Source organism: Salinisphaera sp. Q1T1-3 (assembly GCF_003602005.1).
In the GTDB taxonomy this organism is placed as follows: domain Bacteria; phylum Pseudomonadota; class Gammaproteobacteria; order Nevskiales; family Salinisphaeraceae; genus Salinisphaera.
Map to the genome: position 1 here is coordinate 244,421 of NZ_QZWD01000003.1, position 16,829 is coordinate 261,249.

General features: G+C 65.3%; 14 protein-coding genes and 2 tRNA genes. 13 read left to right on the forward strand and 3 right to left on the reverse strand.

The features are described 5' to 3' along the window. Positions 1 to 6: 6 nt before the first annotated feature. On the reverse strand, positions 7 to 1,092 hold the full coding sequence (gene prfA, locus D3260_RS04835) for a peptide chain release factor 1 (RefSeq protein WP_120097437.1): 1,086 nt from the start codon (positions 1,090 to 1,092) through the stop codon (positions 7 to 9). Further along, on the reverse strand, positions 1,089 to 2,402 hold the full coding sequence (gene hemA, locus D3260_RS04840) for a glutamyl-tRNA reductase (RefSeq protein ID WP_120097438.1): 1,314 nt from the start codon (positions 2,400 to 2,402) through the stop codon (positions 1,089 to 1,091). The genes prfA and hemA overlap by 4 nt, the downstream gene beginning before the upstream one ends. A gap of 88 nt (positions 2,403 to 2,490) precedes the next feature. On the opposite strand from hemA, the gene D3260_RS04845 reads away from it, so the two are divergent. The 10 genes from D3260_RS04845 (at position 2,491) to D3260_RS04890 (ending at position 11,238) form a co-directional block, all read left to right on the forward strand. Next, the gene (locus D3260_RS04845) at positions 2,491 to 4,206 is read left to right on the forward strand and encodes a tetratricopeptide repeat protein (protein ID WP_158583399.1); all 1,716 of its coding nucleotides are present in this window, start codon (positions 2,491 to 2,493) and stop codon (positions 4,204 to 4,206) included. After that, positions 4,203 to 4,826, forward strand: coding sequence for a lipoprotein insertase outer membrane protein LolB (lolB, locus tag D3260_RS04850; RefSeq protein ID WP_120097440.1), 624 nt, complete (start codon positions 4,203 to 4,205; stop codon positions 4,824 to 4,826). Before D3260_RS04845 ends, lolB begins: the two co-directional genes overlap by 4 nt. 299 nt (positions 4,827 to 5,125) lie before the next feature. Continuing rightward, positions 5,126 to 5,200 (forward strand) — tRNA-Gln (locus D3260_RS04855). Between the two features lie 85 nt (positions 5,201 to 5,285). Further along, complete coding sequence (locus tag D3260_RS04860) at positions 5,286 to 6,248, forward strand: ribose-phosphate diphosphokinase (RefSeq protein ID WP_199671361.1); 963 nt, start codon at positions 5,286 to 5,288, stop codon at positions 6,246 to 6,248. A 177-nt stretch (positions 6,249 to 6,425) separates the two neighbouring features. Then, complete coding sequence (locus tag D3260_RS04865; protein WP_120097441.1) at positions 6,426 to 7,145, forward strand: 50S ribosomal protein L25/general stress protein Ctc; 720 nt, start codon at positions 6,426 to 6,428, stop codon at positions 7,143 to 7,145. A 38-nt stretch (positions 7,146 to 7,183) separates the two neighbouring features. Further along, positions 7,184 to 7,765 carry an aminoacyl-tRNA hydrolase gene (pth, locus tag D3260_RS04870; RefSeq protein WP_120097442.1) on the forward strand — a complete coding sequence of 194 codons (582 nt, stop codon included), beginning with the start codon at positions 7,184 to 7,186 and terminating at the stop codon, positions 7,763 to 7,765. 63 nt (positions 7,766 to 7,828) lie between these two features. Then, positions 7,829 to 8,920, forward strand: coding sequence for a redox-regulated ATPase YchF (gene ychF, locus D3260_RS04875; protein WP_120097443.1), 1,092 nt, complete (start codon positions 7,829 to 7,831; stop codon positions 8,918 to 8,920). 72 nt (positions 8,921 to 8,992) lie between these two features. Next, a tRNA-Met gene (locus tag D3260_RS04880) sits at positions 8,993 to 9,068 on the forward strand. 239 nt (positions 9,069 to 9,307) lie between these two features. After that, positions 9,308 to 10,714: an AarF/ABC1/UbiB kinase family protein gene (locus tag D3260_RS04885; RefSeq protein WP_120097444.1), complete on the forward strand. Its 1,407-nt coding sequence runs from the start codon at positions 9,308 to 9,310 to the stop codon at positions 10,712 to 10,714. Positions 10,715 to 10,740: 26 nt separating this feature from the next. Beyond that, positions 10,741 to 11,238, forward strand: a complete 498-nt coding sequence (locus D3260_RS04890) for a DUF2505 domain-containing protein (RefSeq protein WP_120097445.1) — start codon at positions 10,741 to 10,743, stop codon at positions 11,236 to 11,238. A gap of 531 nt (positions 11,239 to 11,769) precedes the next feature. Here the strand turns inward: D3260_RS04890 and mutS are convergent. Then, positions 11,770 to 14,349 carry a DNA mismatch repair protein MutS gene (mutS, locus tag D3260_RS04895; RefSeq protein WP_120097446.1) on the reverse strand — a complete coding sequence of 860 codons (2,580 nt, stop codon included), beginning with the start codon at positions 14,347 to 14,349 and terminating at the stop codon, positions 11,770 to 11,772. A gap of 138 nt (positions 14,350 to 14,487) precedes the next feature. Between mutS and D3260_RS04900 the strand changes: the two genes are divergently transcribed. From D3260_RS04900 to D3260_RS04910, 3 genes are all read left to right on the forward strand, one after another. Further along, a complete protein-coding gene (locus D3260_RS04900; RefSeq protein WP_120097447.1) occupies positions 14,488 to 14,997 on the forward strand; it encodes a CinA family protein in 510 nt (169 codons plus the stop codon). Positions 14,998 to 15,126: 129 nt separating this feature from the next. After that, entirely contained in the window at positions 15,127 to 16,215 is a 1,089-nt protein-coding gene (gene recA, locus D3260_RS04905) for a recombinase RecA (protein WP_120097448.1), read from the forward strand. Positions 16,216 to 16,259: 44 nt separating this feature from the next. Beyond that, entirely contained in the window at positions 16,260 to 16,745 is a 486-nt protein-coding gene (locus D3260_RS04910) for a regulatory protein RecX (protein WP_120097449.1), read from the forward strand. The last annotated feature ends 84 nt before the right edge of the window (positions 16,746 to 16,829 follow it).

The window sequence follows — 16,829 nt, forward strand, 5'->3', positions numbered from 1 at the left end:
GCGGTTTCAGGCGGCGCCCATTTCAGCCAGCAGGTCGGCCTGATGCTCGCTGGTCAGGGCCTCGATGATTTCATCGAGCTCGCCGGTGATGACGGTTTCCAGCTTGTAGAGCGTCAGGTTGATCCGGTGATCGGTCACGCGGCCCTGCGGGAAATTGTACGTTCGGATGCGCTCGGAGCGATCGCCGCTGCCGACCAGGCGTTTCCGGGTGGCGGCCTGTTCGCTGTCCTGCTTGTCCTGCTCGGCAGTGCGCAGCTTGGTCTGCAGCAGGCTCATCGCCCGGGCGCGGTTCTTGTGCTGCGAGCGTTCCTGCTGGCATTCCACGACCACGCCGGTGGGGATATGGGTGATCCGGATCGCGGAATCGGTCTTGTTGACGTGCTGGCCACCGGCACCGGCGGCCCGAAAGGTATCCACGCGCAGATCGTTGGCATCGATCTTGATCTCCTCGACCGCATCGACCTCCGGCAGTACTGCGACGGTACAGGCCGAGGTGTGGATGCGCCCCTGGGATTCGGTGGCTGGCACCCGCTGGACCCGGTGGGCGCCGGATTCGAATTTCAGCTGCGAGAAGGCGCCGGTACCGATCACGCGCGAGATCACTTCCTTGTAGCCGCCGTGCTCGCCGGGCGATTCGGACAACAGTTCCACCTGCCAGCCCTGGCGCTCGGCGTAGGCGGTGTACATGCGCAACAGATCGCCGGCGAACAGGGCAGCCTCGTCGCCGCCGGTGCCGGCACGGATCTCGAGATAGAGATTGGCGTTGTCGTTCGGATCCTTCGGGATCAGATGCTTGCGCAGTGATTCCTCGAGCGCGGTCTGGCGTGGCCGTGCCGTTTCCAGTTCGTCGTCAGCCATGGCCGACAGTTCGGCATCGTCGGCGGCGCTCATGTCCTCGAGCCCGGCGATCTCTTCGGTCACCTCGCGCCAGGCGCGATAGTCCGCTGCGAGATTCTCCAGCTGTGCGTACTCCTGCGACATGCGCCGGAACTTGTCCTGATCGTTGATTACGTCGGGATCGGACATGGCGTGAGCCAGATCCTCGTGACGTTCGATCAGTTCATCGAGTTTCGCGCGCAGGGAGTCTTTCATTGCTTCGGCGTGTCCTGATCGTTCGATATCGCGGCACGCGTGTCTTCCTCGGCCAGGCCGAAGAGTTCACGCGCCGGGCCCAGCAGTCGTTGCTGACGGGCGCCCACGGCCTTGCGCAACGTCGCGCTCGGCTCGTGCATGAGTTTGTTGGTCAATGTCCGGGCGAGCCGCTCCATGACCGCATCCGGATCCTCGCCGCGCGCCAGACGGCGCCGGGCAATATCCAGCGCCTCGGCGCGCCGGCACTCGGCGGCATCGCGCATGGCACGGATCGTCGCGGTTGCCTGACGCGAATCCACCCATTCGAGATATTCGTCGATCCGGTCGTCGATGATGGCATCGGCGCGCTCGGCGGCCACCGCTCGCGAGCGTTTGTTGTCGTCGATCACGCTTTGCAGATCGTCGACCGAATAAAGATACAGGTCCTCGAGCCGGGTCGCACTGGGTTCGATGTCGCGCGGTACGGCCAGATCCAGGGCGAACATCGGCTTGCGTCGCCGCGCGCGCAGGGCGGTCTTGATGTCGCGCGTGTGGACCATGTATCCGGGGGCGGCGGTCGAGGCGATCAGCATGTCCGCCTCGGCCAGATGGGCGCTGATGTCGGCAAGCGATATCGCATAGCCCCGGTATCGGGTGGCCAGCTGCTGGGCTCGATCGAGACTGCGGTTGGCGAAGATCATGCGCGAGACGCCGATCTCCGACAGATAGCGCGCCGTCAGTTCGATCGTCTCGCCGGCGCCGATCATCATCGCGCAGGACTGGGAGACATCGGTGAAGATCTGGCGAGCCAGTGAGACGCCTGCATAGGCGACCGACACCGGATTGGCGCCGATCTCGGTCTGGCTGCGCACCGTCTTGGCGACGGTGAAACTGTGGTCGAAAAGCCGGGTGAGGAGCGTGCCCGCACCGCGGGCGGCCTGGGCCGAGCGATACGCGTCCTTCATCTGGCCGAGGATCTGTGGCTCGCCGAGAATCATCGAGTCCAGCCCCGAGGCCACGCGCAGACTGTGACGCACCACTTCGCGGTCGTGATGGATATAGAAACAGTCGTGCAGGGCGTCGATATCCAGCCCGCGCTTGTCAGCCAGCCATTGCCGCAGACCGGCGTCGTCCGCGACCGCGATCGCATCGTCGATCACCGCGTAAAGCTCGGTGCGGTTGCAGGTCGATAGGATCGCTCCCTCGCGAATCTGAGGCAGGCGCAGAAAATCATCCAGCGCACTGGCAAACTGATCCGCTGGAAACGCCACCGCTTCGCGAATCGATAGCGCGGCGGTATTGTGATTCAGGCCCACGGTGAGCAGCGACATCCGGGCATTCTACCGTGCGTGTCATAGGTCTGGGGTAATCGATATGCCAACGGGTGGCGTAAAAAACTATCGACGTCGCAACAGATGCGTGCTGTCGTTCGGCCTCGCCGGGCTGCTGTTCGTCAGCGGCGGTACGGCAGAGGCCGCAGACAGTGCGACCGAGGCCGCGCCGCCACCCTGGCAGGCGGCCGTGGCCGCGCAGGTTCGCGAGGCCGCGAACGCCCCAAGGGCTCGATTGTCGTATCACGTGCTGGCAGCGGAAGTGGCGCTGGCGCGCGATCGCACGGGAGAAGCGGCCACACAATATGCCCGGGCGCTCGCGCTCGATCCGGATGTCGCATTGGCCGAACGGGCCGCGCGGGTTGCCGCGGCGGCCGATCGCCCGGATCTGGCTTATTCGGCGGTCCGTATCTGGGCCCGTGAGGCGCCGGACGCACTGCCGGCGCAGCGCGCCGCCGTCCGTCTGGCGCTGGTCAACGGCGATGCGGCCGGCATGGGCGAATACATTCCGCGTCTCGTGGCGGCCGCCCATTCACCGCGTGATGGTTATACGCTCGTGGCGCGTCTGCTGAGCGGACGGCCGGCGCATGCCGATGCCGCGATCACAGCCCTGCGCGATCTGTCTCGCCAGCATCCGGATGCGGCAGCGCCGGCCTACGCCACGGCGCTGCTCGCACTGGGCTACAACAAGCTGGACATTGCGGCCGATGCGGCGGCGCGTGCCCATGCCAACGCGCCGGACTGGGGCGAGGCCGGCATGCTGGTCGCGGCCATCGCCGTCCGGCAGGGCAATGCCAAGGCCGCGGCGGATGCCGTGGCCGCGCTTCCCGGCGATGCAAAGGTCCGGGCCGGTTATCACATCGGACTCGCGCGTTTTCTGCTCCAGGCCGGTCAGGCGGATCGGGCGACGGAGGAGTTCAAGGCCGCGCTGGATGTGGCGCCGGACAATACGGACGCCCGTTTCGGGCTCGGGCTGCTGTCGTTGTCGCAGGGCGACACACAGACCGCCCGCAAGCAGTTCAGGCAATTGATCGACGATGGCGAACGAACGGCCGATGCAGCGTTCTATCTGGGCGTGATCGCGCAACAGGATGGGCGTATCGACGATGCCCGGCGCTGGTACGGACACGTCGGTTCCGGTGCGCACGTCTTCGAGGCCGGCATGCGCGATACCTTTCTCATCGCCCGGTCCGGCGATCTCGACGGGGCGCTGGCTCGGCTCGACCGGCTCCAGTCGGCCACATCGGGACACGACAACGAGATCATCTCGGCGCGCGGCGAGCTGCTGGTCCGGGACGGGCAGCTCAAAAAAGCGCTGGCACTGTTCAATCAGGCCCTGGCCGATGCGCCGGACGATTCGGATCTACGCTATGCCCGCTCGCTGGTCTATGAGCGTCTCGGGCGTATCGATGCGGCCCGGGCCGACCTGGAGCAGGTACTCGACAACGACAGCGACGATGCCCGCGCGCTGAACGCCCTCGGCTATCTGCTCACCAATCACAGCCAGGACTATCAGCGTGCCGAACGCCTGATTCGCCAGGCGTTGTCACAGGACCCGGATAATCCGGCCGTCCTGGACAGCCTGGGCTGGGTTTTGTACAAGCAGGGCGCGCTGACTGAGGCCCGAAAGCCGCTGGAGCAGGCACACGAGGGCAGCGACGACCCGGAAATCGCGTTGCATCTGGGCACGGTCCGCTGGGCGCAGGGCGATCATGCGGCTGCGCGCCGGATATGGGCGCAGGCTGCGCAGAATCATCCCGATAACACGGAACTGAAACAGATCATGGAAGAACATCGATCATGAGATGGCGTGCCCTAGTCGCGGTCGTCGGCGTGGCCCTGCTCGCCGGCTGTGCCGTCATTCACAAACCGGCCGAGCAACAGGCCGGCATCGCCGACGGCTCGGCCTGGCAGGCGCATCGTGCGGCGCTGGCCGATTTCTCCAGCTGGTCGCTGCAGGGACGGGTGGCCACCGGCCAGCTGCTCGGCTGGACCGGCAATCTGTCGTGGCGGGAGCGCGGTCCGCGCTTCGACGTGCGCCTGGCCGGCCCGCTGGGCGCGGGAGGCATGCGCGCGCAAGGCACGCTGGATCAGGTGACCATCGACACCGATGACGGCAAGCATTTCGTGACCCGTGATCCGGACGCGCTCGTCGAGCGGACTCTGGGCTGGTCGTTCCCGCTCGCGCCGTTGCGCTACTGGGCCCGCGGGCTGCCAGCGCCGGGCGCGTACGACCGGATTTCGGTCGGTGAGAACGGCCGTCTGCAATCGATCACCCAGGATGGCTGGACCGTGTCTTATCTGGACTACACCCGCCCAGCCGGCGCGCCGGCCGAGCTGCCGCGGCGTGTCGTGCTGGATAACGGCGACACAAGAATTCGTCTCGTCGTCGATCGCTGGTTCGATCTGGGATCGTCGAGCTAGGGCGTGTTGACACGTCCCGCCGGCGCGACTCGCGTTGATAGGGTCGACAGGCTGTAATATCGCCTGACGATCGGGATGCGGCTGTCGGTAAGCGTTCCGGCCGGGGTCGGCGCAGCGGGCCCGGTTTCGGGGCCGTGATCGTGATCGATCGACCTGGGGATGAATGCCGCGCCTCGGGGCGCCGTCGCCGGGTCTGGCCGAGGATCCATGACGACGACAGGCACGGCGTCCAGATCGAAAATCTCAGTTACGAATTGACACCCGGCGGGTGTCTCAACAGAATACGCGGCGTTTTCCGGTGGGGCGTAGCCAAGCGGTAAGGCAACGGGTTTTGATCCCGTGATGCGCAGGTTCGAATCCTGCCGCCCCAGCCATAGATGATTTGCGCTACGGCGCGCATTGGGGGTCTTGGCGTGTTCATCATGCCTGCCCGGCCACTTGCACAACGAAAACCATGCCATGGCGGATACCCGACTGATGGTCTTTACCGGCAATGCCAACCCGGCATTGGCGCGCGATGTGGCCGGTTATCTCAAGCTGCCCGTGGGCAAGGCGACGGTCGAGCAATTCTCTGACGGAGAATGTCAGGTCGAGATCGAGGAAAACGTCCGCGGACGCGACGTTTTCGTGGTCCAGTCCACCTGCCAGCCGACCAACGACAATCTCATCGAATTGTTGATGATGATCGATGCGCTGCATCGGGCATCGGCCGGCCGTATCACAGCGGTGGTTCCTTATTTCGGTTATGCACGCCAGGACCGGCGCCCGCGCAGCGCGCGCGTGCCGATCTCGGCCAAGGTCGCGGCCAGCCTGCTCGGCACGGTCGGTACCGACCGCGTGCTGACGGTCGATCTGCACGCGGATCAGATTCAGGGCTTCTTCGACATGCCGGTGGACAACGTCTACGCGTCGCCGGTGCTGCTGGGCGACATCTGGCGACAGAAGCAGCGTGACGACAATCTCGTCGTGGTCTCGCCCGACGTCGGCGGCGTGGTGCGGGCCCGGGCCCTGGCCAAGCGTCTCGACGAAGCGGATCTGGCGATCATCGACAAGCGCCGGCCCAAGGCCAACGAAGCCAAGATCATGAACATCATCGGCGACGTCAGCGGCAAGAGCTGCATCATGGTCGATGATCTGGTCGACACGGCCGGTACGCTCTGTCAGGCCGCGGATGCGCTCAAGAACCAGGGCGCGACCAAGGTGCGTGCCTACGTCACCCATCCGGTGCTTTCCGGCAAGGCAGTCGAGAACATCCGCAATTCACGGCTGGATGAGCTGGTGGTGACCGACACGATTCCGCTGTCGGCCGATGCCGCAGCCTGCGGCAAGATCCGCCAGCTGCACATCGCGGCACTGCTGGCCGAGACGATCCGTCGTGTCAGCGCCGAGGAGTCGGTTTCGACGCTCTACAAGGACGCCTGAGGCGGCGGTATCGAGTGCCGCGCCGATTTTCGTCACGGGGTCGTGCAAAAACCGGTCAAACGCGTATACTACGCGGTCTTTTGAGGCAGGGTGCGCTCTCCGCGGACCCCGATCACACATCATAACCCGCGGCCGCGGTAACCCCCAGCGGCCTCTAGCTAGCTGGAGCGAGACACTATGGATGCCTTCGAGCTGAATGCCGACAAACGCAGCGCCACCGGCCGCGCCGAGAACAAGCGGCTGCGCAAGAGCGGCCGCGTGCCGGCCATCATCTACGGCGGCAACGGCGACCCGGTGAAGCTGTCGTTCAACCACAACGACCTCGTCCATCATCTGGACAACGAGGCGTTCTTCTCGCACATCATCAAGATCCACGTCGACGGCGGCGAGACCGAGGAAGTCGTACTGCGTGATCTGCAGCGCCATCCGGCCAAGCCGTTCGTCGAGCACGCCGACTTCCTGCGCATCGTCGCGGGCGAGGCGCTGCGCATGCACGTGCCGCTGCACTTCGTCGGTGAAGAAGAGTGCCCGGGCGTGGTCGACGAAGACGGCGTCATCCAGCACAACATGAACGATGTCGAGATCGAGTGTCTGCCGCGCGATCTGCCCGAGTTCATCGAAGTCGACTGCAGCAAGCTGAATCTGCACGATTCGGTTCATTTGTCCGAACTCGTGCTGCCCAAGGACGTGCAGCTGGTCGAGCTGATGGGCGAGGAAGAAGAGCAGAACGACCTGACCGTGGTCACTGTCCAGGTGCCGCGTGCTGCCGTCGAGCTCGAGGCCGAGGAAGAAGCCGAAGCCGAGGCCGAGGCTGCCGAACAGGCCGAAGCCGAAGACGCCGAGGAAGGCGAGGGCGACGGCGAGACCGGCGAAGACGAGGACGGCGAGGACAAGTAGTCCGCGTCGTTCGTCTCGTCGCGGCCTGAGCGTCACGCATGAGCGATCGTATCCGTGCCATCGTGGCGCTGGGCAACCCCGGCGCCGACCATGCGCGTGATCGACACAACGCCGGATTCTGGTTCGCCGATCGGCTGGCTGAACGCTGGCGCGTGTCGTTCGCGTCCGAGAAGAAATTCAAGGGCGATCTCGCGCGTGCCGGTCGCGGCGACGACACTGTGTGGCTCTTGAAGCCCACGACCTACATGAATGCCAGCGGCGAAGCCATTCAGCCGCTGGCAGCCTTTCACAAGATCGCGCCGACCGAGGTGCTGGTCGTTCACGACGAACTGGATCTGGACAGCGGCGTCGCCCGTCTGAAGGACGGTGGTGGTCACGGCGGTCATAACGGGCTGCGTGACACGCATCGCGTGATCGGGGCGACCTATCGGCGCCTGCGTATCGGCATCGGCCATCCTGGCAATGCGTCGCGCGTGCTCTCGCATGTTCTCGGCGCGCCGTCGCCCGACGAGGCGATTGCCATCGACAATGCCATCGATGCTGCCATCGATGCGGTCGAAGTGGTGTTGCGCGATGGCTGGATGAAAGGCGCTCAAAAGCTCAATTCGCGCCGGGACTGACGGACGCGGCGAGATCATCGCCGCGCACGCGAGTCCGGGTGCCCTCACCGAGGTTACGCGACCATGGCACTTCAAATCGGCATCGTCGGCCTGCCGAACGTCGGCAAGTCCACGTTGTTCAATGCCCTGACCGCTGCCGAGATTCCGGCCGAGAATTATCCGTTCTGCACGATCGACCCGAACGTTGGCGTCGTTGCCGTGCCGGATACGCGTCTGGCCGCGATCGCGGATATCGCCAAACCGTCCAAGACGATTCCGACCACGATCGAATTCGTGGATATCGCCGGGCTGGTCGCCGGTGCGTCGCAGGGCGAGGGGCTGGGTAACCAGTTTCTGGCCAACATTCGCGAGACCGATGCGATCCTGCACGTGGTGCGCTGTTTCGAAAACGATGACGTCATGCACGTCGCCGGTCGGGTCGACCCGATCGCCGACGTCGAGACCATCGATACCGAGCTGGCACTCGCGGATCTGACCACGGTCACGCGGGCCGCGGAACGGTCGGCCAAGGCGGCCAAATCCGGCGACAAGACAGCCAAGCGTAACGCCGAACTCTATGCGCGGGTGCGCGATCATCTGGATACCGGCGCGCCGGTTCGCAGTCTGTCGCTGTCCGACGACGAGCGCCACGCGCTGCGCGAGCTGCATCTCATCACGGCCAAGCCGGCGTTGTTCGTGGCCAACGTGGACGAGGGCGGCTTCGAGGGCAACCCGCTGCTCGATCGCATTCGCGACCACGCCGAGGCACAGAGCGCAATGGTGGTGCCGGTCTGTGCCGCGCTCGAAGGCGAGCTCGCCCAGCTCGACGGCGAAGACAAGGCCGAATTCCTGGCCGACCTCGGTCTGGCAGAGCCAGGTTTGAATCGGGTGATCCGGGCGGGCTATGCCTTGCTGGGGCTACAGACCTTCTTCACTGCCGGGCCGCAGGAAGTCCGGGCCTGGACAGTACGGGCCGGCTCGACGGCACCGCAGGCTGCCGGTGTCATCCATACGGACTTCGAGCGCGGATTCATTCGTGCCGAGATCATCGACTATGACACCTATGTCGACCTGGGCGGAGAAAAAGGCGCCAAGGAAGCCGGACGGCAGCGCCTGGAAGGCAAGGACTACGTGATGGCCGAGGGCGACGTCGTCCACTTTCGTTTCAACGTCTGAAAAAACACATGAAAATCCGGCGGGTGACCTTGACGCAAACGCCCGCTGCGAACATAATTTCGCGCTTTCCAAGGCCATGTAGCTCAGGGGTTAGAGCACGGCATTCATAATGCCGGTGTCGCTGGTTCAATTCCAGCCATGGCCACCAGACAGCGATCGATGTCATAACGCATCGCGCACGCACGACGACGGCAGCAAGTTGACGTGCACCGGCGATGGCCCACATCGCCGGATGAAGGCTCGGTCCTGGACCGGGCCTTTTTTGTGCGCAGAATCGGCCCGGGCATCGGCGCATGACACGCGTGGTCTCTGGGCCCCGTTATCCTGCGGATGGTCGACAACGGCTGAACTGCTAGACTTTGGCCAAGCCGAAATCGAGCAGAGGCCATGGCCAAGAAATCCGACGGGGATAAGCGCAAACCGCTCAAACTCAAGACCGGGTCGTTCGATCGCAATGCCGCGATGGCGCGCATGGGCATGGTGGCCGGTGCGTCCTATGCCAGCCATACCTTCGGCAACCTGTTCCGTAGCAAGGCCGACCGCGAGGCGCGCAATCGCGAGTTCTACGTGCGCCAGGCGCAGTTCCTGGCCGACGAGCTCGGCCAGCTCAAGGGCAGCGTGATGAAGGTCGGCCAGATGCTGTCGGTCTACGGGCAGTACTTCATGCCGCCCGAAGCGATCGAGGTGTTGCGCAGCCTGCAGGACGACAGCCCGCCGGTGGCCTGGGGCGACCTTGCCCCCGTGGTGCGCGAGCGCCTCGGCGACAAACGCCTGTCCGAGCTCGAGATCGACGAGGAGCCGCTGGCCGCGGCCTCGCTCGGACAGGTCCATCGGGCCCGACGCAGGTCCGACGGCCGCGAGCTGTGCATCAAGATTCAGTATCCGCGGCTTGCCGATGCGATCGACTCCGACATCCGCACCTTGACCAATATCGTGCGGCTGGCCCGTCTGGTCCCCAAGGGCGTCGAGCTCAATGCGGTGATGGAGGAAGTACGCGAGATGATCTACCGCGAGGTGGATTACGACCGCGAGCTGCGCATGACGCGCGAGTTCGGGGAGCGCCTGGCACACGATGGGCGCTACGTGGTGCCGGAAGTCTTCCCCGAGTATTCCACCGAGACCGTGCTGGTGACCTCCTACGAGCAGGCCAGCCACGTGCAGAGCGAGGCCGTGGCCAATCTGCCGCAGGCCCGTCGAGATCGCCTCGGCGAGGCCGCGCTCGAACTGTTCTTTCTCGAATTCTTCAACTGGGGCATCGTCCAGACCGATCCGCATTTCGGTAATTACAAGGTGCGGGTCGACGACAACGGCGACGATGACAAGTTCGTGCTGCTGGATTTCGGGGCCACCCGCGAGTTCGGGCCGCGTTTTCTCGGCGCCTACTACGACACGGTTGCCGGCGCTTTCGAGAAGAAGCAGGACAAGCTCATCGATGGGGCGATCGGAATCAGCCTGCTACGGCGCGACTCGCCGCAGCATGTCTTCGACGATTTCGCCAAGGTCGGCATGCTCATCATCGAGCCGTTCGAGAAAGAGCCGCCGCGCGAACTGGCGACCGCCGATCACAAGTACAAATGGGGCGAGTCGGATCTGTTCTGGCGTGTCTCGAAAGCCGTGCAGGATGCTGCGATCTCGCGCTGGTTCCGTATCCCGCCGCGCGAGATCGTCTTTCTCCATCGACGACTCGGCGGGGTCTTCGTGCTGCTGTCGGTGCTCGACGTCGAGTTGAATACGCACGATCTGCTCGCATCATATCTGTACCAGCAGAACGGGCGGATCAGGCCGGATGCCTGAACCGCGGTATCAATAAGGACTGTTCTATGAAGTTCGAGGAAACCTTCGATTTCGACTATCCCGCGAACGTGATTCTCGAGATGTTCGGCGACGAAGCCTATTACCGGAAGAAATACGAGCGCATGGCCGGCAAGTCGCCCGAGGTGCTCGACGTCAAGTCGGCCGGTGACAAGTTCTCGATCACCGTGCGCCACGCGCTCGATGCGACCAACATGAAGTTCCCCGATTTCATCAAGAGCCGTATCGGTGACTCGCTCTATCTCAAGCAGACCGATGCCTGGCAGCTCGATCAGTCGCGCGGTCGAATCGATATCGATATCGAGAAAGCGCCGGTCGAGATCCATGCCGACATGCACCTGGCCGATACCGATAACGGGTCGCGCCTGACGCTCGCCTTCGAGATCAAGGCCTCCGTGCCGTTGGTTGGCGGCAAGGTGGAAAAAGCGGTGGCCGGCCCGATCGCACGCCACACCCAGAAGGATCTGAAGCTCTCGAACGAGATGGCAGCCGACTACGCCGGCTAAGGCCAACTGCAAAGCCGCGGCCTGCTCGCCGGTTTGCGGCATGGAACACGAACATAGGCTCAGGTCGAGGCCGGGGCACGGCCTGCCGGCGCCGCTTGGACAGGCCGTGCCGGCAACGGCCGTGGCGGGCACGAGCCGACGGAAGGCCAGCTCGTTTTCCGTGGCGCCGTCAGCCCGTGGTTGCCGGGCCTCGGATGCCGTTTCGGCGGTCACGTCGTCAGCCGTGGCAGATAGGCGCAACGGCCGGCGGGGTCAGGTGCCCGGGCGTGTTTTCAGCGAGCTGGATGTACGCCGGGGCACGGGGCATCCGCGCTGCCGCCGGGATGCGCATCTCGGGCCGTTGACGGCCCGCGACATCGGCCGATGTCGTACCTGATGGCGTCCGGTCGGCACACCGACCGTGTCGTGCCTGCGCGATCAGCCTGTCGTCAGCGCTCAGTTCGCGGGCCGGGCCACATCGACCCGGGGCTAAATCATCGACAGGTCCGGTTCGGCGGCGCCGTATCGGCGCACTGGTGGCCGGGATCCGGATTAAAGCATGCCCTTGAGTTCATAGAGGCGAGCAAGCGCCTCACGTGGCGACAGTTCGTCACAGTCGATTGTCTCGAGCGCTTCCCGCAGGGCATCCGGTTCCGGTTCGCTTGGGGCCGGGGCCTCGAACAGCCCGAGTTGTGGGCTGGCAGTCTCCGGCGTGCTGCGTTCCAGTTCGGACAGATGTTTCTGGGCGCGACGGACGACTTTCTTCGGCACGCCGGCCAGTTCGGCCACCTGCAGCCCGAAGCTGCGCGAGGCAGGCCCGGGCCGAATCGCGTGCAGGAACACGAGTTTCTGTTCGCCGTTGGTCGCGTAATCGGCGACCTCGAAATGGGCGTTCTTGGTCGCCGGCCAGTCGGCGGCAATCCGGGTCAGTTCGAAGTAATGCGTGGCGAACAGAGTATAGGACTGGTTGTGTTCGGCCAGGCGTTCGGCCACGGCTCGGGCCAGGGCCAGACCGTCGTAGGTGGAGGTGCCGCGGCCGATCTCGTCGAGTAGCACCAGCGAGCGATCGGTGGCGTGATGCAGGATCTGGGCGGTTTCGCTCATCTCGACCATGAAGGTCGACTGGCCGGCCGAGAGGTCGTCGCCGGCCCCGATGCGTGTGAAGACGCGATCCAGCGGACCGATCACGGCGGAATCGGCCGGGACGAACGAGCCGATGTGGGCCATCAGCACGATCAGGGCGACCTGGCGCATATAGGTCGATTTGCCGCCCATGTTCGGGCCGGTGATCAGCCAGAGCCGGGTTTCGTCGTCCAGCGTGGTGTCGTTGGCCACAAACGGGGCATCGGAGAAGTGCTCGACGACCGGATGTCGGCCCCCGCTGATGTGGATGCTCGGCGTGTGCGACAGCTCGGGCGCCACCCAGCGATTGTCGAGCGCCGAACGGGCCAGCCCGCACAGCACGTCGAGCCGGGCCAGGCCGTCGGCGATCGACTGCAGGCGCGACAGATGCCCGGCCAGTTCGGCGACGAGATCGGCATAGATCTGTTTCTCGCGGGCCAGTGCCCGCTCGCGCGCGGAAAGCACCTTGTCCTCGAACGACTTGAGTTCGGGGGTGATGTAGCGTTCCACGGCCTTGAGCGTCTGGCGGCGCTGATAGTCCAGCGGTGCTTTTTCGGCATGGGCCCGGCCCATTTCGATGTAGTAGCCGTGCACGCGGTTGTAGCCAACCTTCAGGGTCTCGACGCCGGTACGCTCGCGTTCGCGTTTCTCCAGCTCGGCGAGATAGCCGTCGGCGTTGGCCGATAGACCGCGCAGCTCGTCGAGCGTTTCGTCGTAGCCGTCGGCGATCACGCCGCCGTCGCGCACCACGACAGGCGGTGCATCGACGATCGCTCGCGAGAGCAGCGAGGCCAGATCGGTCGCCGGGTCGAGCGCGGTATCGATGCCGCCGAGCAGGGGCGCGTCCAGCACGGCCAGATCGGCCTTGATCGCCGGCAGCCCGGCGAGCGCGCCGGCCAGCCCGGACAGATCGCGCGGGCGGGCGGTCGCCAGTGCGATACGCGTGGCGATGCGCTCGACATCCACCATGCTGCGCAATTTGCTCGTCAGGCCTTCCCAGGCGCCGCCCATCAAGGTCTCGATAGCCTGATGTCGATGCGCCAGCGTGTTGAAGTCGCGCGTCGGCTCGGCCACCCAGCGTCGCAGCGCGCGGGCGCCCATCGGTGTCGCGCAGCGGTCGAGCAGGCCGATCAGGCTGTGACGCGTATCGCCGGTCGCGCTGCGCTCGATCTCCAGATTGCGTCGCGTGGCGGCGTCCAGGATCAGCGTGTCGGTAATGGAATAGGTGCGCATGGAGGCGATATGCGCCAGGGCCACGTGCTGGGTGGCCTCGACGTAGTCGATCAACGCCCCGGCCGCGGCGATTGCCCGCGGCAGGTCGCCGCAGCCGAAGCCATCGAGCTGGGCCACGCCGAAGAACTGTTCCAGGCGTCGGCGCGCGGAGACCGCATCGAAAACCCAGGGCGGGCGTTCGGTGCGCGCCGCACGGGGCACATCGAAGGCCAGCTCGCTGCCCTCGGCGACGACGATCTCGCGCGGGGCCAGGCGTGCCAGCTCGGCGGCCAGGGCGGCCTCGTCGGCCACCTCGGTGACCGCCAGATCGCCGCGCGCCAGTTCCAGCGTGGCCAGGCCGATCGCCCGCTTGGCTGGCGCCACGGCCACGATGAGGTTGGCCTGACGTGCGTCGAGCAACGCGTCGTCGGTGACCGTGCCGGGCGTGACCACGCGCACGACTTCGCGGCGCACCGGGCCCTTGGTCGAACCGGGGGCTTCCATCTGTTCGCAGATCGCCACCGACTCGCCCCGGGCGATCAGGCGCGCCAGATACGACTCGGCCGAGTGATAGGGCACGCCGGCCATCGGAATCGAGACGCCGCCGGACTCGCCGCGCGCGGTCAACGTGATATCCAGCAGCTCCGCGGCGCGTCGGGCGTCGTCGAAGAAAAGCTCGTAGAAATCGCCCATGCGATAGAAGACGAGCATGTGTGCGTATTCGTCCTTGATCGCCAGATACTGGCGGATCATCGGCGTATGCTGGGCGTGCCGAGAAGTGTCGACGGACTCGCTCATGGCGGCAGGTTCGGCTGTTGGTTCGGACGCGGGAGACAACACCGCGCAGGAACGCGGATTGTAAGGGTTCGAGCGACACGTCACGACATTTGTCGGGACAGTGCCGCGCGGCTGGACGAGGCTGGCATAATCACGCCCATGGACGGAGTCACGGATCCCGCGGCCGCGATCGCCGAAACGATCGACCACCTGGCCACGCTGCTGGTCGCGCACGACGCGCGGCTGGTCACGGCCGAATCGTGCACGGGCGGGCTGATCGCCTCGGCCTGTACCGAAGTCGCCGGCAGCTCCTACTGGTTCGAACGTGGCTATGTCACCTATTCAAACGCTGCCAAGACGACTGACCTTGGCGTGGATGTCGCCCTGCTCGAACAGCACGGCGCGGTCAGCGCGCCAGTGGTGGCCGCGATGACGGCCGGCGCGCTGGCGCGTACCGGCTCCGACTGGGCCATTGCCGTGTCGGGTGTCGCCGGACCCGGCGGCGGCAGCGCGGAAAAACCCGTGGGCACGGTGTTCATCGGCTGGCAGGCGGCATCGCAACCGGCCGACGTCGTGGCCTATCGGTTCGACGGCGATCGAGGCGCAGTGCGCCAGGCCTCGGTGCTCGCCGCGCTGGTCGGGCTGCGCGAGCGCATCGATCGCGGCTGAGCGTCGCCGGTGCAGCCCGGGCCGCGCTCGGCCGATAGCCCGGCCGATATATGAAATAATGCCCGACATAGACGAATCGTCATAAGAGACCACGCGCGCGTCGGCGCGCCCGACGGGAACGAGAGAATCATGGACGAAGACCGTAAGAAGGCACTGGCCGCCGCGCTGTCCCAGATCGAGCGCCAGTTCGGCAAGGGCTCGGTGATGCGCATGGGCGACGTGGACAATTCCAACGTCGCCTCGATCTCCAGCGGCTCGCTCACGCTCGATATCGCGTTGGGCATCGGCGGTTATCCTCGCGGCCGCGTGGTCGAGATCTACGGGCCCGAGTCGTCGGGCAAGACCACGCTTACTCTCCAGGCCATCGCCGAGACCCAGAAGGCCGGCGGCACCGCGGCCTTCATCGACGCCGAGCATGCCCTGGACCCGACCTATGCCGAAGCGCTCGGCGTGGATATCGAAAATCTGCTGATTTCTCAGCCGGACACCGGCGAGCAGGCGCTCGAGATCGCCGATATGCTGGTGCGCTCGGCGGCGGTGGATATCGTGGTGGTCGACTCGGTGGCCGCACTCACGCCCAAGGCCGAGATCGAGGGCGAGATGGGCGATTCGCACGTCGGCCTGCAGGCGCGTCTGATGAGCCAGGCGCTGCGCAAGCTGACGGCCAACATCAAGCGTACCGGCACCACGGTGATGTTCATCAACCAGATCCGCATGAAGATCGGCGTGATGTTCGGTTCGCCCGAGACCACCACCGGCGGCAACGCACTGAAGTTCTATTCCTCGGTGCGCCTGGACATTCGACGTATCGGCTCGGTCAAGAAAGGCGACGAGGTCATCGGCAACGAGACCCGCGTCAAGGTCGTCAAGAACAAGATGGCGCCGCCGTTCCGCAAGGCCGAGTTCGAGATTCTCTACGGCGAGGGCAGCTCGCGCGAGGGCGAGATGATCGATCTGGGCGTGGCCAACAATCTCGTGGAAAAAGCCGGTTCCTGGTATTCCTACAACGGCGACCGTATCGGCCAGGGCAAGGACAACGCCCGCAAATTTCTCAAGGAAAACCCCGAGATCGCGCAGAACATCGAGGCGGCGCTACGAGCCAAGCTGCTGCCGGAAAAAAAGAAGAAGAGCGAGGAAACCGCCGAGGTCGCAGCCGATGGCGCCGAGGCCGATCTGCTGTCCGAATCCCAGGGCGGCGGCAAGCAGGCCAAGAAGTAGGTTGGATTCCGGCGGCCGCGCCTTGAGCGTGGCCGCGACTGACGATGAGGCAAGACGCGTACGACAGCGACGACCAAGCGGCCCGAGAGGCCGAGCGGTTGGCCATTCGCAAGCGTGCGATGGATCTGCTGGCTCGGCGTGAACATGCCCGTGCCGAGCTGCAGCACAAGCTGAGCCGTCACGAGCATCATGTCGACGATATCGCCGCTGTGCTGGATGCGCTGGTCGACGACGGCCTGCTTTCGGATGCTCGGTTCGCCGAGGCCAGCGTTCTGTCCAAGGCCCGTCGCGGCATCGGGCCGATGCGTATCCGGGCCGAGCTGCGTCAGGCGGGCGTGAATGACGCCGCCGCCGATATCGCGCTCGAGAATGTCGAATTCGACTGGGCGGCCAGTGCCGCCGCCGCACGCGAAAAACGTTTCGGTCCGGACATGCCGGCCGACTTCCCGACCCGGGCCAAGCAGATGCGTTTCCTGCAGCGCCGCGGGTTCGATAGCGACCAGATCGCCCACGTGTTCGATAACGACTGAACGGAGCGCGCGCCGTCGGGCCGGTGGCATGATCGATCGCCACCGGCACATTGGCGCCCGCTACAAGCGTCACTGCCGAAATCA